The sequence below is a fragment of the Serratia sp. Nf2 genome (genome assembly GCF_003028435.1).
GTDB lineage: Bacteria > Pseudomonadota > Gammaproteobacteria > Enterobacterales > Enterobacteriaceae > Serratia > Serratia marcescens_L.
The window spans coordinates 35176-54942 of sequence record NZ_PYTW01000008.1 but is presented as its reverse complement, the minus strand read 5'-3'; the positions used below and the strand labels follow the sequence as shown (position 1 = coordinate 54942).

General features: G+C 63.0%; 18 protein-coding genes. 9 read left to right on the top strand and 9 right to left on the bottom strand.

The features are described from left to right. Positions 1-109 precede the first annotated feature (109 nt). The 4 genes from fepB to C9411_RS17560 all read left to right on the top strand — a co-directional run bounded on the left by fepB (position 110) and on the right by C9411_RS17560 (position 4248). A complete protein-coding gene (gene fepB / locus C9411_RS17575) occupies positions 110-1117 on the top strand; it encodes a Fe2+-enterobactin ABC transporter substrate-binding protein (RefSeq protein WP_107227572.1) in 1008 nt (335 codons plus the stop codon). A 214-nt stretch (positions 1118-1331) separates the two neighbouring features. Then, the gene (gene fepD, locus C9411_RS17570; RefSeq protein WP_107227571.1) at positions 1332-2387 is read left to right on the top strand and encodes a Fe(3+)-siderophore ABC transporter permease; all 1056 of its coding nucleotides are present in this window, start codon (positions 1332-1334) and stop codon (positions 2385-2387) included. Continuing rightward, positions 2387-3424 (top strand): iron-enterobactin ABC transporter permease, encoded by a 1038-nt coding sequence (gene fepG / locus C9411_RS17565; protein WP_107227570.1) that lies wholly within the window; start codon positions 2387-2389, stop codon positions 3422-3424. Before fepD ends, fepG begins: the two co-directional genes overlap by 1 nt. Positions 3425-3441: 17 nt before the next feature. Continuing rightward, positions 3442-4248 (top strand): ABC transporter ATP-binding protein, encoded by an 807-nt coding sequence (locus tag C9411_RS17560; protein ID WP_107227649.1) that lies wholly within the window; start codon positions 3442-3444, stop codon positions 4246-4248. A 28-nt stretch (positions 4249-4276) separates the two neighbouring features. Here the strand turns inward: C9411_RS17560 and C9411_RS17555 are convergent, their stop codons facing one another. From C9411_RS17555 to budA, 3 genes are all read right to left on the bottom strand, one after another. Continuing rightward, entirely contained in the window at positions 4277-5863 is a 1587-nt protein-coding gene (locus C9411_RS17555; RefSeq protein ID WP_107227569.1) for an ABC transporter substrate-binding protein, read from the bottom strand. Between the two features lie 140 nt (positions 5864-6003). Continuing rightward, positions 6004-7689 carry an acetolactate synthase AlsS gene (gene alsS / locus C9411_RS17550; protein WP_033635442.1) on the bottom strand — a complete coding sequence of 562 codons (1686 nt, stop codon included), beginning with the start codon at positions 7687-7689 and terminating at the stop codon, positions 6004-6006. Positions 7690-7721: 32 nt separating this feature from the next. Then, positions 7722-8501 (bottom strand): acetolactate decarboxylase, encoded by a 780-nt coding sequence (budA, locus tag C9411_RS17545; RefSeq protein WP_063988908.1) that lies wholly within the window; start codon positions 8499-8501, stop codon positions 7722-7724. A gap of 451 nt (positions 8502-8952) precedes the next feature. On the opposite strand from budA, the gene C9411_RS17540 reads away from it, so the two are divergent. After that, entirely contained in the window at positions 8953-9855 is a 903-nt protein-coding gene (locus tag C9411_RS17540; RefSeq protein ID WP_107227568.1) for a LysR family transcriptional regulator, read from the top strand. On the opposite strand, the gene eutC is transcribed toward C9411_RS17540, so the two are convergent. Both eutC and C9411_RS17530 read right to left on the bottom strand, forming a co-directional pair. Next, positions 9834-10625 carry an ethanolamine ammonia-lyase subunit EutC gene (eutC, locus tag C9411_RS17535; RefSeq protein WP_107227567.1) on the bottom strand — a complete coding sequence of 264 codons (792 nt, stop codon included), beginning with the start codon at positions 10623-10625 and terminating at the stop codon, positions 9834-9836. The two genes, C9411_RS17540 and eutC, sit on opposite strands and share 22 nt — an antisense overlap. Then, positions 10622-12007, bottom strand: coding sequence for an ethanolamine ammonia-lyase subunit EutB (locus C9411_RS17530; RefSeq protein WP_063988905.1), 1386 nt, complete (start codon positions 12005-12007; stop codon positions 10622-10624). The genes eutC and C9411_RS17530 overlap by 4 nt, the downstream gene beginning before the upstream one ends. 159 nt (positions 12008-12166) lie before the next feature. On the opposite strand from C9411_RS17530, the gene C9411_RS17525 reads away from it, so the two are divergent. Next, positions 12167-12715 (top strand): nucleotidyltransferase family protein, encoded by a 549-nt coding sequence (locus C9411_RS17525; RefSeq protein ID WP_107227566.1) that lies wholly within the window; start codon positions 12167-12169, stop codon positions 12713-12715. Between the two features lie 52 nt (positions 12716-12767). Next, the gene (locus C9411_RS17520; RefSeq protein WP_063988903.1) at positions 12768-13235 is read left to right on the top strand and encodes a FlxA-like family protein; all 468 of its coding nucleotides are present in this window, start codon (positions 12768-12770) and stop codon (positions 13233-13235) included. A gap of 1 nt (position 13236) precedes the next feature. Here C9411_RS17520 and C9411_RS17515 read toward each other — a convergent pair whose 3' ends face one another. Then, positions 13237-14157, bottom strand: coding sequence for a LysR family transcriptional regulator (locus tag C9411_RS17515; protein ID WP_063988902.1), 921 nt, complete (start codon positions 14155-14157; stop codon positions 13237-13239). A gap of 96 nt (positions 14158-14253) precedes the next feature. On the opposite strand from C9411_RS17515, the gene C9411_RS17510 reads away from it, so the two are divergent. Then, positions 14254-15252, top strand: a complete 999-nt coding sequence (locus C9411_RS17510) for a bile acid:sodium symporter family protein (RefSeq protein ID WP_049198403.1) — start codon at positions 14254-14256, stop codon at positions 15250-15252. A 26-nt stretch (positions 15253-15278) separates the two neighbouring features. On the opposite strand, the gene C9411_RS17505 is transcribed toward C9411_RS17510, so the two are convergent. The 3 genes from C9411_RS17505 to zipA form a co-directional block, all read right to left on the bottom strand. After that, entirely contained in the window at positions 15279-15494 is a 216-nt protein-coding gene (locus tag C9411_RS17505; RefSeq protein ID WP_004936441.1) for a DUF3820 family protein, read from the bottom strand. Then, entirely contained in the window at positions 15494-17515 is a 2022-nt protein-coding gene (gene ligA, locus C9411_RS17500) for an NAD-dependent DNA ligase LigA (RefSeq protein WP_107227565.1), read from the bottom strand. Before ligA ends, C9411_RS17505 begins: the two co-directional genes overlap by 1 nt. A 79-nt stretch (positions 17516-17594) precedes the next feature. Next, the gene (zipA, locus tag C9411_RS17495; protein ID WP_107227564.1) at positions 17595-18611 is read right to left on the bottom strand and encodes a cell division protein ZipA; all 1017 of its coding nucleotides are present in this window, start codon (positions 18609-18611) and stop codon (positions 17595-17597) included. Between the two features lie 221 nt (positions 18612-18832). On the opposite strand from zipA, the gene cysZ reads away from it, so the two are divergent. Next, positions 18833-19591, top strand: a complete 759-nt coding sequence (gene cysZ / locus C9411_RS17490; RefSeq protein WP_063988898.1) for a sulfate transporter CysZ — start codon at positions 18833-18835, stop codon at positions 19589-19591. The last annotated feature ends 176 nt before the right edge of the window (positions 19592-19767 follow it).

Sequence of the window (19767 nt, the reverse complement as noted above, 5' to 3'; positions counted from 1 at the left end):
AATGGTTATCATTTTGGCGGCTTGAATGGTAAATTAGCGGGCATCCACCACGCAGCCAATCCGCCGCCGGATTGATACGCCTTAGTTCAAGGAAAGAAAGAGCCCGCTCATGACCCTATCCTTACGCCAGCTGTTCATTGCATTTATCGCCACTTCAAGCCTGCTGCTCAGCGGCTGCGGCCCGGACGACAAGAACGACGGGCAGAAACCGTCCCCCCCCGCTGCCGACAGCAGTTGGCCGCGCACCATCGACAGCGCCAAAGGGAAGTTCACGCTGGAAAAACCGCCGCAGCGCATCGTGTCCACCAGCGTCACCATCACCGGCACGCTGCTGGCGATCGACGCCCCGGTGGTCGCCAGCGCCGCTACCAGCCCAAATCCCCTGGTGGCCGATAAACAAGGCTTCTTTACCCAGTGGAGCGAGGTGGCCAAACAGCGCCACGTCGAACGGCTGTACCAGGTGGAGCCCAATGCCGAAGCCGTCGCCGCCGCCGCGCCCGACTTGATCGTCGTCGCCGCCACCGGCGGGGATTCGGCGCTGAAACTGTATGACCAGCTGTCCGCCATTGCGCCGACGCTGGTGCTCGATTATGGCGACAAGAGCTGGCAGCAGCTGGCCAGCGAGCTCGGCGAGATCACCGGTCACGAAGCCGGCGCCAAACAGGCGGAAGATCGTTTCGAACAGCGCGTGGAGCAAGTGAAGCAGGCGATCACGTTGCCGCCGCAGCCGACCACCCCGCTGGTGTATGCCGACAACGGCCGCGAGGCCATGCTGTGGACACCGGGTTCCGCCCAGGGCAAGCTGCTGACCCAGCTCGGCTTCCAACTGGCTACCCCGCCGGAAAGCGCCAAAGGCAACGCCAGCATGGGTAAACGCCATGACATCATCCAGATCTCCGGCGAAAAAATGGCCGAAGGCCTGAACGGCAAAACGCTGATCCTGTTCGCCACCAATGAGCGCAAAGTGCAAGAGGTGCTGGCCAACCCGTTCCTCAAACATCTGGAACCGGTGGAACAGCGGCACGTCTACGCCGTCGGCAACGACACCTTCCGTCTCGATTACTACAGCGCCACCAACATGCTGAACCAAATCGAACGGCTGTTCAAAAAGCCCTGAACCACGCCGTCGGCAGGTCAGCCTCCTGCCGACGTTTGCCATAAACAGGGCAATCGTTCACATTCAATCAATTGAAATATCAATAGTTATTAACATCGTCAACGCACCTGCGCCACCAACCGGCGGGTGCATGCGGGCGTAAACTCGTGCTACTATTAGCGCCCGCATGAACGCAAATAACAATGAGAATAAAAATCATACAGGAGTTACCGGTGTGAACGTACCCACTCCGACTGAGCGGACGCTTTCGTCCGCACCGCACGCAGCTTACGCCAGTGGCTTCAAACGCATCGCCGGGTTCGGTATCGGCTTGGCGCTGTTGCTGCTGTGCATCATTGCCAGCCTGATGCTGGGTTCCAAAGCCATCCCCTTCCATACCGTCTGGCTCAGCCTGCAGGGCGCCGCGAGCGGTTCCGACAGCACCATCATTCTCAACGCCCGGGTGCCCCGTACGCTGGCAGGCATTTTGGCCGGCATGGCGCTCGGCGCCGCCGGCGCGCTGATTCAGGCGTTGACGCGTAATCCGCTGGCCGATCCCGGCGTGCTCGGCATCAACGCCGGCGCCAGCTTCGCCGTGGTCATCGGCATCATGTTTTTCGGCGCGGCCACCACTGAAAGCTATATGGCCTATGCCTTCGTCGGCGCTGCCCTCACCACCCTGCTGGTCTACCTGATCGGCACGCTGGCGGGCGGGCGCATCAACCCGGTGCGGCTGACGCTGGCCGGCGTGGCGATCGGCGCGGTGCTGATCGGCATCACCACCGGGCTGTCGCTGATCGATCCGCAAACCTTCGACCAACTGCGCTTCTGGCAGGCCGGCACGCTGGATATCCGCACGCTGTCCACGCTGCCGGTTACCGCCCCCGCCATTTTGCTCGGCTGCCTGCTGACGCTGCTCATCGCCCGGCCGCTGAATACCATCGGTATGGGAGAAGATCTGGCTATCGCGCTCGGCGCGCGCGTGGTGCTGACTCAGGTCGTCGCGGTGATCGCCATCACGCTGCTGTGCGGCGCGGCAACCGCCACCGTCGGTCCAATCAGTTTCATCGGCCTGATGGTGCCGCATATCGCCCGCTGGTGGGTCGGCCCCGATCAGCGCTGGATCCTGCCCTACTCCATGCTGCTGGCGCCGATTTTACTGCTGTGCGCCGACGTGGTCGGCCGCCTGCTGGCGGCCGGTGAACTGCGGGTTTCTATCGTGGCGGCCTTCATCGGCGCGCCGGTGCTGATCTGGCTGGTGCGCCGCAAGAAAACGCTGGGGGGTCTGTGATGAGTCTGCCGCACACGCTGCATATCGGCCGCCCGGACGGCGTCATCAACTGGCGCGTGCCGCTGCGCCTGCTGTTGGTCAATCTTTCGTTGCTGGCGTTGTGCCTGGCGATGGCCGTTGCCGCGCTGTGCTACGGCACGCTGCAGCTTTCGCTGGAACAGGTCTTTGCCGCGCTTAGCGGCGAGGCGCCGAAAAACCTGGTCACCGTGGTCACCCAATGGCGCATGCCGCGTATCGCCATGGCGCTGTTGTTAGGTGCCGCGCTCGGCATGAGCGGCGCCATCTTCCAGTCGATTATCCGCAACCCGCTCGGCAGCCCAGACGTGATTGGCTTTAACATGGGGGCTTATACCGGCGCGCTGATCGCCATCACCCTGTTCAACGGCGGCTATTACTACATCGCCGGCGGTGCGCTGGCCGGCGGCATTCTCGCCGCGCTGGCCATCTATCTGCTGGCCTGGCGGCAAGGCATCGCCGGCTTCCGGCTGATCATCGTCGGCATCGCCATCAGCGCGGTGCTGGTCTCCACCAATACCTGGCTGATCATCACCGCCTCGCTCGAGCGCGCCATGGACGCCGCCATGTGGCAGGCCGGTTCGCTCAACGGCATGACCTGGCAGAAAGCCCAGCCCGCCACGGCGTTCATCGTGCTGGCGGCCGCGGCCGCGCTGCTGATGGGCAAACGGCTGCAGCTGTTGGAAATGGGCGATGATACGGCGCGCGCACTGGGCGTGAACGCCGAAGGCAGCCGGCTGTGGCTGATGCTGTTCGGCGTCACCCTCACCGCCGCCGTCACCGCCACCGCCGGGCCGATTTCCTTTATCGCGCTGGCGGCGCCGCAGATCGCCCGCCGCCTGGCCGGACAATCCTCGGTCACCCTGACGTCCTCGGCGCTGATGGGCGCGACGCTGCTGCTCGGCGCCGACGTGGTGTCCCAACATCTTTTTGCGCCGATCCAACTGCCGGTCGGAGTCGTGACCGTCTGCATCGGCGGCCTGTACCTGATTTGGCTGCTCATCCGTGAGGCCCGCAGATAATGAAAAGTGATAACGCCATGAGCCACCGCCTGCACGCCTCGCACCTGAAGCTGGGCTACGACAATAAAATCATCGCTGACGATCTGAGCGTGGCGATCCCCGACGGCGCCTTCACGGTGATCGTCGGGCCGAACGCCTGCGGCAAATCGACGCTGCTGCGCGCCCTGTGCCGCCTGCTGAAGCCCAGCGCCGGCGAGGTGATGCTGGACGGCAAGAATATCAGCAACTTCGCCACCAAGGCGCTGGCGCGCGAGCTTGGCCTGCTGCCGCAAACCTCGATCGCACCGGACAGCATTACCGTGGCAGACCTGGTGTCGCGCGGCCGCTATCCGCACCAAAGCCTGCTGAAACAGTGGACGCAGGCCGACAAACAGGCGGTGGAAGCCGCCATGGCGGCCACCAACGTCAGCCAGTTGGCGGATCGCAGCGTCGACGAGCTGTCCGGCGGGCAGCGCCAGCGCGTCTGGGTGGCGATGGCGTTGGCGCAGCAAACGCCGCTGCTGCTGCTGGATGAACCGACCACCTATCTGGACATCGCGCACCAAATCGAGCTGCTGGATCTGTTCCGCCAGCTCAACCGCGAGCACGGCCAAACCCTCATCGCGGTGCTGCACGATCTCAACCACGCCTGCCGCTATGCCGATCACATCATCGCCATGCGCGACGGCAAGATCGTGGCGGAGGGGAACCCGGCGGAAATCATCACCGCCGAGCTGGTGGAACGGGTGTTCGGCATGCCGTGTATGATCATCGACGATCCGCTGTCCCACACGCCGCTGGTGATCCCGCGCGGCCGCTACCACTGCGACGCGCCGCAGGCATGAAAAAGGCCGGGGTAACCCGGCCTTTTCGTTACTTCTCCAGCGACACCTGCTTGAAGATGTGTTTGCCGAACGGGTCTATTTCGTAGCCTTTCACTTCCTTGCGCACCGGTTCGAAAATGGTCGAGTGCGCGATCATCAGCGCCGGCATCTGATCGTGCATCATCACCTGCGCCTGCTGGTACATCGCCACCCGCTTGGCGTGATCGTTCTCCTCGCGCGCCTGCAGGATCAGCTGGTCGAACGGTTTGTAGCACCATTTCGCCGAGTTGGAGCCGCCGAGCGAAGCGCAGGTGAACAGCGGGCCGAAGAAGTTGTCCGGATCGCCGTTGGCGGTGGTCCAGCCCATCAGCGCGGTCTGGTGCTCGCCGTTTTTAATCCGCTGCAAATATTCGCCCCACTCGAAGGTGACGATTTTGGCACGCATGCCGATTTTAGCCCAGTCGGCCTGGATCATCTCCGCCATGCGTTTGGCGTTGGGGTTGTAAGGCCGCTGCACCGGCATCGCCCACAGATCGATGTCAAACCCCTGCCCCAGCCCGGCCTCCTGCAACAGCTGCTTCGCCCGCTCCGGCGAATACGGGTAGTCTTCAAGCTGCGCGTTGCTGCCCCACTGGGTCGGCGGCAGCAGATTCTTGGCCGGCTGGCCGGCGCCGTGGAACACCGCCTCGATGATCGCCGGCTTGTTGACCGCCAGCGCCAACGCCTGGCGTACCTTGACGTTATCCAACGGTTTTTTCTGGGTATTGAACGCCAGGAAGCCGATATTCAAGCCGGATTTTTCCATCACCTGAAGGTTGCCGTCCTGCCGCATGCGCGCCAGATCCGCCGGGTTGGGGAACGGCATCACCTGGCACTCGTTCTTTTGCAGCTTGGCGTAACGCACCGTCGCATCCGGCGTGATCGAAAACACCAGCCGGTCGATCTTCGGTTTGCCTTCCCAGTAACGATCGAACGCCTTGTAGAGGATTTTCGCGTCCTTCTGGTACTGCACCAGTTGGAACGGCCCGGTGCCGATCGGATCGTTGTCCACCCGCTGCGGCGTGCCGGCCTTCAGCATCGCCTCGGCATATTCCGCCGATAATAGGGTGGCGAAGTACATGCCCAGATCGGCGACGAACGGCGCCTCGGCGCGGGAGAGCTCAAAGCGCACGGTGTAATCGTCCACCTTGACGATCCGGTCGATCAGCGTGCCGAACTCCATCGACTCGAAGTTGGTGTAGGCGCCGTTGGAGACCTTGTGATACGGGTTGTTGGCGTCCTTCTGCCGCATAAACGAGAAGATGACGTCATCGGCGTTGAAATCGCGGGTGGGCGTGAAATATTTATTGCTCTGGAATGCCACGCCCTTGCGCAGGTGGAAGGTATAGCGCTTGCCGTCTTCACTCACCTCCCAGCTTTCCGCCAGGCTGGGTTGCAGCTCGACGGTGCCGGGTTTGAAGTCCACCAGCCGGTTGTAGATCGCCGCCGAACTGGCGTCCACCGTGGTGCCGGAGGTGAACAGCTGCGGGTTGAAGCCTTCCGGCGAGCCTTCGGAACAGTAGACCAGCGTCTTGGCACGCGCGCCGCCGGCAATCGCCAACGCCAGCAGCCCGATCGTTATTGCTTTTCTTTTCATTGCGCTATCCCCAGTGGTGAAAAAACAGCCCAACGGATAGCAATAAATCATGCAGTTAGCGATGTAAAGGACAAAATCCGCGCATAAAAACGGGCAGGCGCGCAAGCGGCCTGCCCCGGTGAAATCGCGCGATGATGAAATTAAATCATCTGGCTGAAGTTCATCTGCGCCATCAGCTTATAGTTGTCGGCATAGTCGACCGGAATGGCCACCACCACCGGCCCCTGGATCGCCATCGCCTTGCGCAGCATCGGCCGCAGATCGTCCACCGACTGCACGGCGAAACCGACCGCACCGCAGGATTCCGCGTAAGCCTTGAAGTCAATCGGCCCAAACTCCACGCCGGATTTACGCTGGTATTTGTTCACTTCCTGCATCTCCACCATGTTGTAGGCATTATCGACCCAGATGACGTGCACGATGTTGTTTTTCAGCCGCACCGCAGTCTCCAGCTCCATGCTCGACTGCATGAATCCGCCGTCGCCGGAGATAGACACCACTTTATCGCCGGGGCGCACCAGCGCCGCGCCGATGGCCCACGGCAGCGCCACCCCCATGGTTTGCTGGCCGTTGGAGATCAACAGCTGGCGGGCGCGGAAGCTGTACAGGTAGCGGGCGATCCAGATATGGAAGCTGCCCATGTCCACGCACAGGGTCACGTCGTCGCTGACGATGTCCTGCAGCTCCTTGACGATGCGCAGCGGGTGGATCGGCATGCCGCCGCGGCGGGCGGCGCGCTCCGCCAGTTCAGTGCGCTGGCGGCCGAGATCGGTGAGGATCAGCTCCACCTCCGGCGGCACGCAGACCGCCTCAGTGAACGTTTCGGTCATCATGTTCAACGTGGCGCTGATGTTGCCCACCAGCTCGACATCCGGCCGATAGCAGGTATCGATATCCGCCGGCAGCACGTCGATGTGCACCAGTTTCAGCCGCCCGTGGCTGTTCCACATGCAGGGATCGTATTCGATCGGATCATAACCGACGCTCACCACCAGATCGGCCTTCTGCAACAGCTGATCGGCTGGCTGGTTGTTGAACAGGCCGACGCGGCCGGCAAAACGGGCGAAGTGGTTGACGTCGATCACCCCGGCCGCCTGATAGGTGCCGACCACCGGCATATGGGTGCGATACAGCAGATGGCGCACCGCTTCGCTGTTCTCCGGCCGGCTGGCCTGCAAACCGAGCAGCAATACCGGGCATTTGGCCTGCCGGATCAGTTTCACCGCCGCCTGAATGTCGTCCGCCGCCGCGGCCCCCATACGCGGCAAGCGGCAGCCGGCCAGCACCGGCGCGCTGACCGGTTCATTGACGATATCCATCGGCAGGCTGACGAACGAGGCCCCCGGCCGGCCGAACTCGGCGCGGCGAAAGGCGTTGGCGATCACCTCGGAAATCGCCGAACCGGCATGCACTTCGGCGCAATACTTGGTCACCGGCCGGAACATGCTGACGGTATCCATGCTCTGGTGCGTCTGTTTCAGGCTGTCGGCACGCTTCACCGCCCCGCCGAAGGCCACCACCGCGTCCCCTTCCGATGTGGCGGTGGCCAGCCCGGTGATCAGGTTGGAGCTGCCCGGCCCGGAGGTGACCAGTGCCACCCCGGCCTTACCGGTCAAGCGGCCGACCGCCGCCGCCATAAAGGCTGCGTTGGCCTCATGCCGCACCACCACCGTTTCGATCGATGGCGCGTCCTCCAGCGAGTCGAACACCCGGTCGATCTTGGCGCCCGGAATGCCGAAAACGTGTTTGACGCCCTGCGCTTCCAGATTTTTCACCACCAAATCGGCGCCGCATTGCCAGTCATTGCCTGTTTTTTCCTGTGCCATGGTTCCACCTCCTAAGAAAACGATCGCCGGGGTTAGCCCTCGGCGGAACGAATCGCGCGATCCAAATCCTCTGGACAGAGGTTGGCGCGCAAGAAATCCGCATCATGCGGTAACTGAAGATTGAGACGCGTGATGACGCCGAACTGCAGGCGGCCATGATCGAGCTGGTAGTCCAGCACGTGGCCGCCGCCGCTGCGGTCGTCGGTAACGAAGTGTTCGTGATAGCCGGCCACGCCGATGCCCTGCATGTAATCCGGCGAGCGGAAACCAACCAGCGTGCCGCGCCGCTGATGGAACGAGAAGGTCGGCTGCTCTTCTATCGCCTCCAGCATCGGGCGATAGGGCCGCTCCTGGCGCGGCACGGTACGGGTTTCCACGTGGCTGAACTCGCCGTCGACCCGCACCGCGCAAAACAGGTTCGGCGAGGCGACCTGCTCGTCGATGCACTGGTGCAGCTGCGCCTTGGTGATCGGCCGGTCGAACTGCTGGCTGACGCTGGGCTGGAAAAAGGTGACGACGGCGAAGGGGGTTTGCTGTTGCAGGCCGGCCGGCCGGGCGCTGCCGTCGGCGCGCAGCTGGTGTATTTCCTGGTCGAAAGCGATCAATTCGCCGTCCAGATGATTGAAGGTGCCGAGGCCGAAATCGCCGTGCTTGAGCAGTTCGGCAATGGTGGTCTCCCCCTCGTAAACCCCGTCGATGAGCGCGCTCATCAGCGAGATTTGATAGATTTCGCCCTCCCCGGCGTTGATCGACTGCCTGGCAAAACCCTGCGCCAAATGGCGCGCACAGGAACACCCGTGTTTTTCGTTCATGACTGACTCCTCCACCAGCGCGGAACCGCGGTTCCGCGCGTTCAAAAGACCCACCGACGGTGGGCCAAGATGCCCCCCAAGGCGCGTTCATCAGTTGGAACGATTCAGCCTGAGGCGACAAAAAAACCGGCACGGCTGGCCGGCAGATATCCAGAGTCAACAGCATGATGATTGAAAGTAAAGACTTACTAATCATTAATGCTGACTCGAATATCAAATTGAACGGTTAATCTGGTGTTGGAGCGACAATCAACTCCGCAGGCGGCTCGCGCGGCCTGGGAAAAACATCTGTTATTTAGAACTAAGCGCCGCGAGGTTTATGCGTTTTCTCTCTATGCGGCCGGGATGAGACGGCGCTGAGGCGCGTCGTCAACCCGCAGCCAGAGTAGCCGCCGCGCCGTCGGCAGAGAAGCAGGTATTCATAAGAAACGCTTTTGCATATAATGCAAAAATGAATGACGCACGCTATGTTGAACACCTGCCAATTTTTCTCGACGTCGCCCGCCTGGGCAGCTTTTCCGCCGCCGCGCGCCGGCTGGGCATGGTGCCCTCTTCGCTGGTGCGCCACATCGACGCCTTGGAAAGCGCGCTCGGCGCCGCGCTGTTCGTGCGCTCCACCCGTGGCCTGCTGCTGACCGACGCCGGCGAGCTGCTGCTGACGCGCGCCGCCGCGCTGATGACGGACATTACCGGCCTTCGCGCCGAGCTGAGCGCGCTGAACGAAACGCCGCAGGGCACGCTGCGCATCAGCTGCCTGCCGACCTTCGGCAAAACCTATGTGCTGCCGCTGCTGCCGACGCTGGCGGAACGCTACCCGCAGCTGTCGGTCGACCTCGATCTGACCGAACGCCTGACCGATCCGACGCAGGAACGGCTCGACGCCGCCCTCCGCATCGGCGAGCAGAAGGACAGCGCGCTGTATGCCAGTCGCATCGCCACCCAACGCTGGGTGATGTGCGCCAGCCCCGCCTACGTCGCCCGCTATGGCCTGCCGGCCGATCTGGAGGCGCTGCCGCAGCATCGGCTGATCGCCCGTTATCACAAGCAGCAGCCGGCCTGCTGGGCCCAGATCCTCGACGCAGCGCTGATGAGCCGCTGCACCATGGCGCTGCGCTGCGACGACTTCACCGCACAGCGCCAGGCCGCGCTGCTCGGCCTCGGCATCGCCTTTCTGCCCAACTGGGTGGTGGGGCCGGACGTGCAGCACGGGCAACTGGTGCAAATGCTGGAAGATCCGCGCCATGAGCAGCAAGGTATCTATCTGCTGCGCCCGATGGCGAAGGTGTCCGCCCGGCTGGCGGCCTTCACCGCCCTGCTGCAGCAAACTATCGGTCAACCGCCCAGCTGGGGATAAAGCGGCGTCACCCGGCCGTGCAGCGCCGGGTTGTCGCTCTCGTCCTTCAGCTCGATGCCGCTCAGCCGCCGCAGGAACGCCTGCTCCAGCAGCCAGGCCAGGCGGAACGCCGCCTGCGGGTAATCCAACCCCTCGGGGCGCACGTTGGAGATACAGTTGCGCTGGGCGTCCGTTCTGCGCGCATTCGGCCCCCAGGTCAAATAGACGCCCAGGCTGTCCGGCGACGACAGCCCCGGCCGTTCGCCGATCAAAACCGCCACCGCCCTGGCCTGCAGGCATTCGCCGATCTCATCCCCCAGCGCCACCCGCGCCTGATGCGCCAGCACCACCGGCGCAACGGTCAGCCCCAGCGTATCGAGATAGGGCCGCAGCGCCTGCAGCAGCGGCAGTGCCTGGCGGTGCACCGCCTTGGAGGAAAGGCCGTCCGCCACTATCAGCAGCAGATCGACGCGGTGCGATGGCACGCCGAGCAGCAGGCTGCGGCTGTCCAGCGCTAATCGCCGCCCCAGATCCGGTCGGCGCAGATAGGCGGCGCGGTCGGCGGCCTGGCTATGTACCGCCAGCGTGGGCCAACCGGCATCGTGGAGATCCGCCGCCAGCCGCTCGCTGTCGAAAGGCTGATGCACCGCGTCGCGCGCCTGGGCATGGGCCAGCCCGAAGCGCAGCAGCTCGTCGGTCGGCAGGCTGGCGCCGGTGCGCCCCAGCGCGATACGCGCATCGGTAAAGGCGCGCAGCGCGTCCCAGCTGTTGGCGTGAACCGGTTTGCTCATGTGCGTTCTCCCTGCAGCGCCAGCAACAGCGGATGATTGGCAGCGGCGTCGCGCAGCCGCCCGCGTTCGTCGGTGATGTTCATCGCCGCCAGCCAGGCGGCGAACTCCGGCGCGTGCTTCAGCCCCAGCAGCTCGCGGATATAGAGCGCGTCATGGAACGACGTGCTTTGGTAGTTGAGCATGATGTCGTCCGCGCCCGGCACGCCGATCAGGAACGTCAAGCCAGCGGCGGCCAACAGCGTCAGCAGCGTATCCATGTCGTCCTGATCGGCTTCGGCATGGTTGGTGTAGCAGACGTCGCAGCCCAGCGGCAGGCCGAGCAGCTTGCCGCAGAAATGGTCCTCCAGCCCGGCGCGGATAATTTGCTTGCCGTCATACAGGTATTCGGGGCCGATAAACCCCACCACGGTGTTGATCAGCAGCGGCGAGAAATGGCGCGCCACCGCATAGGCGCGCGCCTCGCAGGTTTGCTGATCGACGCCGTGATGGGCGTTGGCCGACAGGCAGCTGCCCTGCCCGGTTTCGAAATACATCACGTTGTCGCCCAGCGTGCCCCGCCTAAGGCTCAGCGCCGCCTGCTGCGCTTCCGCCAGCAGCGCCAAGCTGATACCGAAACCGCGATTGGCCGCTTCAGTACCGGCGATCGACTGGAACACCAGATCCACCGGCGCGCCGCGCTCCATCAGCCGCAGCGTGTTGGTCACGTGGGTCAGCACGCAGGATTGGGTGGGAATGGCGAAGCGCTGGATCACGTCGTCCAGCATGTAGTTGAGCTTTTCCAGCAGCGGCAGGCTGTCGCTGGCCGGATTGATGCCGACCACCGCGTCGCCGCTGCCGTACAGCAGGCCGTCCAGCATGCTGGCGGCGATGCCCTGCAGGCTGTCGGTCGGGTGATTGGGCTGCAGCCGCACGCTGAGGTGGCCCGGCAGGCCAATCGTATTGCGAAAGCGCGTCACCACCCGGCACTTCTTCGCCACCAGGATCAGATCCTGATTGCGCATGATCTTGCTCACTGCCGCCGCCATCTCCGGCGTGATGCCGGCCGCCACCTGCGCCAGCATGGCGCTGTCCGCCTGCTCGCTCAGCAGCCAGTCGCGAAAATCGCCGACCGTGAGGTGCGAGATGGGTTCAAAGGCCGCACCATCGTGGCCGTCGATAATCAGGCGCGTCACCTCGTCCTGTTCGTAGGGCACCAGCGCCTGCTGCAGGAACGCCTTGAGCGGCAAGTCCGCCAGCACAATGCGCGCCGCCATACGCTCTTCGGCGCTTTGCGCCGCCACCTCCGCCAGATAATCGCCGGAACGCGCCGGTGAAGCCTTCGCCATCAGCTGACGCAGATCGCCAAAGCGATAGCCGCGTTGGCCCACCGTTGCCTGATACATAGCCCCCTCCCTTGCCCCGAGTGACGTGATAAAAGCCCTGCACCAAGTGTAGTCAGTGGGAAAAGAAAATTATTTTGCACGCGATCGCCGCCATCGCGCTTTCCCCCATTTCACCCGCCGCCGCTTCGGGTTACAGTAGCCGCGAAAAAAGGAGGGGTGATGGATCCGCAACGGCAAATTATCGACTGGCTGCAACAAGATGACGCGCGCATGGCCGCCCTGCGCACCGTGCGCCGGCTCGGCCTGAATGACTGGTGCCTCGGCGCCGGCTTCGTACGCAACCTGGTGTGGGATCGGCGCCACGGCTATAAGGAGCCCACGCCACTCAACGATATCGACGTGATCCACTTCGATGCGCAGCGTGCGGACGCCGAGCGCGATCGCATGCTGGAGGTGCGGCTGCACCAATGGCTGCCGCAGCCGTGGTCGGTCAAGAATCAGGCGCGCATGCACCTGCGCGGCGGCCGGGAACCCTATCGCGACAGCGAAGAGGCCATCAGCTTCTGGACCGAAGTGGAAACGGCGATCGGCGCGCGCCTGAACGCCGACGACAGCATCACGCTGGTGGCCCCCTTCGGCCTCGCGGCGCTGTTCGACGACACCATCACCTTCAACGTGAAAAACGGCGATCGCACGGCCTATGCCCAGCGCGTGCTCGACAAAGGCTGGCTGCAGCGCTGGCCTCACCTGCGGCAGGTAAAGATTTAGCCACCGCTGCCGATACCCTGAACAGCGATAGCCAGACTCAGGGAGAGCATCCATGTCGACCACCATCACCATGATCGTACCGATCAAAAATACCGTTCCCGGCGTCAGCAACGTCTTCAGCGCGCCGGGCCATCAGGGCGAATTGCTGATGGCCAAACCAGTCAACAACCAGCCGCAAGGCGGCAAGATGGAGAAAAACGAACGCGCCAACGGCAATGACGAACCGGTTAATCTCAACGAAAGCCGCGCCTCGGTGCGCATCAAGGCGCTGAACCGGCAGATTCAGGCTCTGCAGCAAAAGCTGGTGGAACTGAAAGACTCCAGCGCCGATCCCAAAGAGATCGAGAAGCAAAAGCAGCTGATCGAAGCGCAGATCAAGATGTTGCAGGCCGAGATCGCGCGCATCCAGAAAGAAGAGATGGAAAAGCAACAGCAGGAGCAAATGAAGAAAGCCGCAGCGCAAGCCGGCGACGGCGTAAACCGCCCGACGCCGCTCAACGCGGTGGACGTCTATATCTGACTCAATATGCCGCGTTTTCCTGCCGGCGCTGGTGCAGCAGCGCCGCCTGCTGACGCGCGACCTGCCAGATGGCCTCCGCCGCCGGCGTCAGCGAGCGATTCTTGCGCCGCACCAGCATCAGCGCGCGGTTGATCTCCGGCACCAGCCGCCGCACCCGGAGCCGCCCCCCTTCCGGTAGCGGCAGCGCCAACGCCGGGAAGATACTGATGCCAATCCCTTCCGCCACCATCGGGAACAGCGTGGCCGGATGGCCGATTTCCTGCACCACCTGCGCCTCGACGCCCTGCTGCCTCAGCGCGCTGTCGATCAGCGGCCGGCTGCCCGACGCATAATCCTGTAACACCAGGCGGCAGCCGTTTAACGCCGACCAACGCACCTCTTGCTGCGCAGCAAACGGGTGGTCGTCTCGGCACAGCAGCAGGAACGGTTCATGCAGCACCGCTTCGCACTCCAGGTCCACCGCCTGCACCGGATCGACCACGATGCCGAAATCCACCTCGGCGTTGCGCACGCTGTGCAGTACCTGCTGCTGCGCCTGATCGCGCAGCATGATGCGGATCTCCGGGTATTCACGCTCGCCGGCGGCGATGCACTGCGGCATCAGATGGGCGGAAATGGTCTGGCTGGTCGCCACCCGCACCGTGCCGCTGCGCTGTACGCCAAAGCTGCGCGCATCCAGCAACGCGGCCTGCAGCTCGTCCAGCAGCCGTTCGACCCGGTTGGCCAGCCGCAGGCCGGCGTCGGTCAACACCACTTCACGCGTGGTGCGATCCAGCAGGCGCACGCCGATCTCCGCCTCCAGCTCTTTCACGCTGTGGCTGACCGCCGATTGCGTCAGGCCAATCGCCTCACCGGCGCGGCTGAAGCTGCCGTGGCGGGCGACAGTGACGAACACCCGCAGCTGTTTGAGTGAGTAATTCATGTTTTTTATTCATAGATAAATTAAATAAATCAATTTAATTATTATATGCCCACGCGGGAGAATAGCCCCATCGATTTTCTACCCGAGCGCATCGCCATGAGATTCCTGCCCGATCGTTTTACCCTGACGCTGATCGCCACCGTGCTGCTGGCGTCGTTCCTGCCGGCGCGCGGCGAGTTCGTCGGCTGGCTCAATGCCCTGACCATCGCCGCCATCGCCCTGCTGTTCTTCATGCACGGCGCCAAGCTGTCGCGCGAGGCCATCCTGGCCGGCAGCAATAACTGGCGGCTGCATTTGTGGGTGATGTTCAGCACCTTCATCATTTTTCCGGCGCTGGGGATGTTGTTCGCCTGGTGGGCGCCGATCGACGTCAGCCCCGAGCTGTACGCCGGTTTCATCTACCTGTGCATCCTGCCCGCCACCGTGCAGTCGGCCATCGCCTTCACCTCGCTGGCGGGCGGCAACGTGGCGGCGGCGGTGTGCAGCGCTTCCGCCTCCAGCCTGCTGGGGATCTTCGTGTCACCGCTGTTGGTCGGCCTGCTGATGAACGTGCACGGCGATACCGGCAGCCTGCGGCAGGTGGGCTCGATCGTGCTGCAGCTGCTGGTGCCGTTCGTCGCCGGCCACCTGCTGCGGCCGCTGATCGGCGGCTGGATCGAGCGCCATCGCCCGCTGATCGGTAAAACCGACCAGACCTCGATTCTGCTGGTGGTGTACGCCGCCTTCAGCGAGGCGGTCACGCACGGCATCTGGCATCAGGTGGGGATCGGTTCGCTGGCGTTTATCGTCGGCGGCAGCATCGTGCTGCTGGCGATCGTGCTGGTGGTGAACACTTACATGGCGCGCTGGCTGGGGTTCAGCAAGGCGGACGAGATCACCATCGTGTTCTGCGGTTCGAAGAAAAGCCTGGCGAACGGCATTCCGATGGCCAATATCCTGTTCCCGGCGGCAACGGTGGGGATCATGGTGCTGCCGCTGATGGTGTTCCATCAGGTGCAGCTGATGACCTGTGCGGTGCTGGCGAAAAGGTATCAGCGCAAGCAGCGGGCGCAACAGGCGGTGCCCAACGCCAACGCGCAGGCGTCACGCGGGTAAAAAAAGACGGGCCAAGGCCCGTCAGTTCAGCTTTTCTTCAGCGGCTTGACCAGGTGGTCAAGCCCTTCGATTTTAATCGCCAGCGTCATCTCCATCAGCATGCCGAGCTTGCCTTTGGGGAATTCGCCCTTGCGGGCGAACCACAGCAAGTACTCTTCGGGCAGGTCGATCAGCACCCGCCCCTGGTACTTGCCGAACGGCATCACGGTATTGGCGATCTCCAGCAGGTTTTCCTTTTCCATCAGTCACCCAGCAGGCGGATCATCTCCGCTTCGTCGATCACGGCGATACCCAGCTCCTGCGCCTTCGCCAGCTTGGAGCCGGCCGCCTCGCCGGCGATCACCAGATCGGTTTTCTTCGACACGCTGCCGCTGACCTTGGCGCCCAGCGCCGTCAGGCGATCTTTGGCCTCGTCGCGCGACAGCTGGCTCAGCGAGCCGGTCAGCACCACGGTTTTGCCGGCGAACGGGCTGTCTATCTCTTCGGCCACCACCATCACCGGCGCCGGCCAGTGGATGCCGATTTCGGCGCCCACCAGCTCGTTGATCACCTGCTGATTGAGCGCTTCATCGAGGAAATTGCGGGTGTGTTTGGCCACCACTTCGCCGACGTCCGGCACCTCTTTCAGCGCTTCGATATCGGCGGCGAACAGCTTCTCGAGCGATCCGAAATGCGCCGCCAGGTTGGCGGCGGTCGCTTCGCCAACCTCGCGAATGCCCAGCGCATACAGGAAGCGAGCAAAGGTGGTCTGTTTGGATTTTTCCAGCGCATTGACCAGATTCTGCGCCGATTTCGGCCCCATGCGATCCAGGCCGGTCAGAATGCCGGCGGACAAGCGGAACAGATCGGCCGGGTTCTTCACGTACTCTTTGTCCACCAGTTGCTCGATGATCTTGTCGCCCATGCCTTCAACGTCCAGCGCGCGGCGGGAAACAAAGTGCTTCAACGCCTCTTTGCGCTGCGCGCCGCAGATAAGACCGCCGGTGCAGCGCGCCACGGCTTCGCCTTCCACGCGCTCAACGTCGGAGCCGCACACCGGGCAGTGCAGCGGGAACACCACTTCGCGCGCATCCTGTGGCCGACGATCTTCCAGCACCCCCACCACCTGCGGGATGACGTCGCCGGCGCGGCGCACGATCACCGTATCGCCGATGCGCAGCCCCAGGCGCTCAATTTCATCGGCGTTGTGCAAGGTGGCATTGCTGACGGTCACCCCGGCCACCAGCACCGGCTCAAGGCGCGCCACCGGCGTAATCGCGCCGGTGCGGCCAACCTGAAACTCCACTTCGCGCACCACGGTGATCTGCTCCTGCGCCGGGAATTTGAACGCCGTCGCCCAGCGCGGCGCACGCGCCACAAATCCCAGCGTTTCCTGCAGATCGATATCGTCAATCTTGATCACCACGCCGTCGATGTCGAAACCGAGCTGCGCGCGGTCCTGCTCGACCTGGCGATAAAACGCCAGCACTTCCTCGCTGCCGGTGCGGCGTTGGGCGCGATCGCTGACCGGCAGGCCCCAGGCCTTGAACTGCATCAGGCGCTCAAAGTGGCTGCGCGGCAGCTCGCCGCCTTCCAGCAGGCCGACGCCGTAGCAGAAGAAGGTCAGCGGGCGTTTGGCGGTAATGCGCGGATCGAGCTGGCGCAACGAGCCGGCGGCAGCGTTGCGCGGGTTGGCGAACACCTTGCCGTCTTTGCGCCTCGCTTCGTCGTTCATCTGTTCAAAACCGGCCTGCGGCATGAACACTTCGCCGCGCACTTCCAGCCGGCGAGGAATGTTGTCGCCGGTCAGGCGCAGCGGGATGGCGCGGATGGTGCGCACGTTGGTGGTGATGTTCTCGCCGGTAGTGCCGTCGCCGCGCGTCGCCGCGCGCACCAGCTCGCCGTCTTCGTACAGCAGGCTGACCGCCAGGCCGTCCAGCTTCAGTTCGCAGCAGAAAGTCAGCGGTTCGCTGCTCTTGAGCCTATCCTGCACGCGCTTGTAAAACGCCAGAAAGCTTTCTTCGTCGAACACGTTGTCCAGCGACAGCATCGGCACTTCATGACGCACCTGGTCGAACGCCGCAAGCGGCGCCGCGCCCACGCGCTGGGTCGGTGAATCGGCGGTGACCCACTCCGGATGCGCGCTCTCCAGCTCGCGCAGTTCGCGCATCAGGCGGTCATACTCCGCATCCGGCACTTCCGGCGCATCCAGCACATGGTACTGGTATTCATGATGGCGCAGTGTGGCTCGTAGTTGATTGATTTGTTGGATTATCGATTCCATGGCTCACCATCAAAGATAAAAAACCCCCGGCTAGCGGGGGCTTTGTTGTTACGGATGTTCAGTGCGCGCGGCAACCCGGTCAGGCGTTGTTTTCCAACACTTCACGGATACGCGCTTTGTAGGTTTCCAGCTTCTGCGGCGTCATCATGCGGCGCTCGTCGTCCAGCACCACGCCGCCCACGTCGTCGGCGATGCGCTGTGCCGACTGCAGCATCAGCTTGAAGTTCTGATTGGCGTCGCCGTAAGACGGCACCATCATGAACATCGACACGCCCGGCGTGGAGAAGTCGGACATCATGTCAGGATCGAACGACCCCGGCTTGACCATGTTCGCCAGGCTGAACAGCACCGGGCCGCTGCCGGCCGGGCTGATATGACGGTGGAAGATGCCCATCTCGCCAAACTGGAAGCCCGCCTGCAACACGCTCTGCAGCAGCACTTCGCCGCCGATTACGCCGCCCTGATGGGCCGCGACGTGCAGCACCAGCACGGTCTCTTTCAGTTTAGCCTGAATGGGCGCAGCCGCCGGTTGCGGTGCAGGTTCCTGCGCCGGCTTCACTTCCGGCGCTTGCTGCACAGGGGCCGGCTCGGCGTGGAATGCCGGTTCCGCCCCCTGCGGCGCCTCATGTTCATGCGGCAGATCGTCGACGCGCGGCTCACGGCGCGCGGCCGGTTGCGGTTGCTGCGGCTCGGCCTGTTCTTCGTCCGGCGCGTAGTTGTTCAGCAGGATGTCATCATACTCCGGCCGCTGAGACAGCGGAGGCGGCGTCTGATGGGCAGCCGGTTGAACGGCGCGGGGCGCTGGCGCAGCCGCCGGAGCAGGCTTCGTCGCGGCCACGGGTTCTTCGCGTGCGGCATCGAAATGGCCGAATGACGGCTCGTCTTGCGGGTGAGCGGCGCGTACGCGCACCTCACCGACGCCTTCTTCGAGATCGTCGATCGGAGTTTGTTCACGTTCCTTTTGGGAACGTTTGGCTGGGCGATCGCGGAAGAGCGCTGACCGTTCTTTGCGACTGGTCCACAGACCGTGCAATAACAGCGCTATTATGGCGATCGCGCCAACAACGATTAATATCAGACGCAAATCCTGCATCATTGCTATCTCTGTTGTTCCAATACATTGCCACCGCGGCAAACATTCACTCTTTAACTCTATTTGCCCGCGCACACAAGTGCAAGTCCGTGCTGAACTTTATGCCAATAAAGATGATTATACTGCCTTTTTCTGCTGGTTTTTCAGCCAACCCTACCCTAGCCAGTGGAAAATCATCCCTATATGATAATGATGCCTGTTCAGACAACGAGATAACTTAAGATATGTCCTATACGCAGCCCCCTTCCCGTTCGACCAGCGGCATTCACTATTTCGCCGAAGGTTGGCGCCTGATTTCGCGCCCGGGGATTAAACGCTATGTGGTCTTGCCGTTGCTGGTCAACGTGCTGCTGATGGGTTCCGCTTTCTGGTGGCTGTTCAGCCGGCTCGGCGACTGGATCCCGACGATGATGAGCCACGTTCCCGACTGGCTGCAATGGTTGAGCTACCTGCTGTGGCCGCTGGCGGTCATTTCGGTGCTGCTGGTGTTCAGCTATCTGTTCAGCACCCTCACCAACCTGATCGCCGCGCCGTTCTGCGGCCTGCTGGCCGAGCAGCTCGAAGGCAGCCTGACCGGCAAACCGCTGCCGGACACCGGCCTGCTCGGCATCGCCAAAGATCTGCCGCGCATCATGGCGCGCGAATGGCGCAAGCTAATGTATTACCTGCCGCGCGCGCTGCTGCTGCTGGCGCTCTACTTCGTGCCCGGCATCGGCCAGACGGTGGCGCCGGTGCTGTGGTTCCTGTTCAGCGCCTGGATGTTGGCGATTCAGTATTGCGACTACCCGTTCGACAACCACAAGGTGAGCTTTGCCGACATGCGTCGCGCCTTGCGCCAGCACAAAACCGACAACCTGCAGTTCGGCGCGCTGGTCAGCCTGTTCACCATGATCCCGATCCTCAACCTGGTGATCCTGCCGGTCGCCGTCTGCGGCGCCACCGCGATGTGGGTCGATCGCTATCGCTCGCAATTCGTCCGATAACCGCCGTTTTTTACCGCCGATAGCGCGGAAATTTTCTACAGGGCGCGCATTTCGCGCCCTTATCATTGTGCTTAAAACTTATTTCCTAATAACATATAGATATACCAATTCTTTACTTCCCTGCCGGTACTGTTAGCGTATGCTTTCGATGTTCCCCACATTTTCATAGAGTTAAA

What these genes read in the sequence shown, in the direction of transcription:
- fepB (WP_107227572.1), top strand. Translation starts at nt 110, where the DNA reads ATGACCCTATCCTTACGCCAGCTGTTCATTGCATTTATCGCCACTTCA.
- fepG (WP_107227570.1), top strand. Translation starts at nt 2,387, where the DNA reads ATGAGTCTGCCGCACACGCTGCATATCGGCCGCCCGGACGGCGTCATC.
- C9411_RS17560 (WP_107227649.1), top strand. Translation starts at nt 3,442, where the DNA reads ATGAGCCACCGCCTGCACGCCTCGCACCTGAAGCTGGGCTACGACAAT.
- C9411_RS17555 (WP_107227569.1), bottom strand. Translation starts at nt 5,863, where the DNA reads ATGAAAAGAAAAGCAATAACGATCGGGCTGCTGGCGTTGGCGATTGCC.
- alsS (WP_033635442.1), bottom strand. Translation starts at nt 7,689, where the DNA reads ATGGCACAGGAAAAAACAGGCAATGACTGGCAATGCGGCGCCGATTTG.
- budA (WP_063988908.1), bottom strand. Translation starts at nt 8,501, where the DNA reads ATGAACGAAAAACACGGGTGTTCCTGTGCGCGCCATTTGGCGCAGGGT.
- C9411_RS17540 (WP_107227568.1), top strand. Translation starts at nt 8,953, where the DNA reads ATGAATGACGCACGCTATGTTGAACACCTGCCAATTTTTCTCGACGTC.
- eutC (WP_107227567.1), bottom strand. Translation starts at nt 10,625, where the DNA reads ATGAGCAAACCGGTTCACGCCAACAGCTGGGACGCGCTGCGCGCCTTT.
- C9411_RS17530 (WP_063988905.1), bottom strand. Translation starts at nt 12,007, where the DNA reads ATGTATCAGGCAACGGTGGGCCAACGCGGCTATCGCTTTGGCGATCTG.
- C9411_RS17525 (WP_107227566.1), top strand. Translation starts at nt 12,167, where the DNA reads ATGGATCCGCAACGGCAAATTATCGACTGGCTGCAACAAGATGACGCG.
- C9411_RS17520 (WP_063988903.1), top strand. Translation starts at nt 12,768, where the DNA reads ATGTCGACCACCATCACCATGATCGTACCGATCAAAAATACCGTTCCC.
- C9411_RS17515 (WP_063988902.1), bottom strand. Translation starts at nt 14,157, where the DNA reads ATGAATTACTCACTCAAACAGCTGCGGGTGTTCGTCACTGTCGCCCGC.
- C9411_RS17510 (WP_049198403.1), top strand. Translation starts at nt 14,254, where the DNA reads ATGAGATTCCTGCCCGATCGTTTTACCCTGACGCTGATCGCCACCGTG.
- C9411_RS17505 (WP_004936441.1), bottom strand. Translation starts at nt 15,494, where the DNA reads ATGGAAAAGGAAAACCTGCTGGAGATCGCCAATACCGTGATGCCGTTC.
- ligA (WP_107227565.1), bottom strand. Translation starts at nt 17,515, where the DNA reads ATGGAATCGATAATCCAACAAATCAATCAACTACGAGCCACACTGCGC.
- zipA (WP_107227564.1), bottom strand. Translation starts at nt 18,611, where the DNA reads ATGATGCAGGATTTGCGTCTGATATTAATCGTTGTTGGCGCGATCGCC.
- cysZ (WP_063988898.1), top strand. Translation starts at nt 18,833, where the DNA reads ATGTCCTATACGCAGCCCCCTTCCCGTTCGACCAGCGGCATTCACTAT.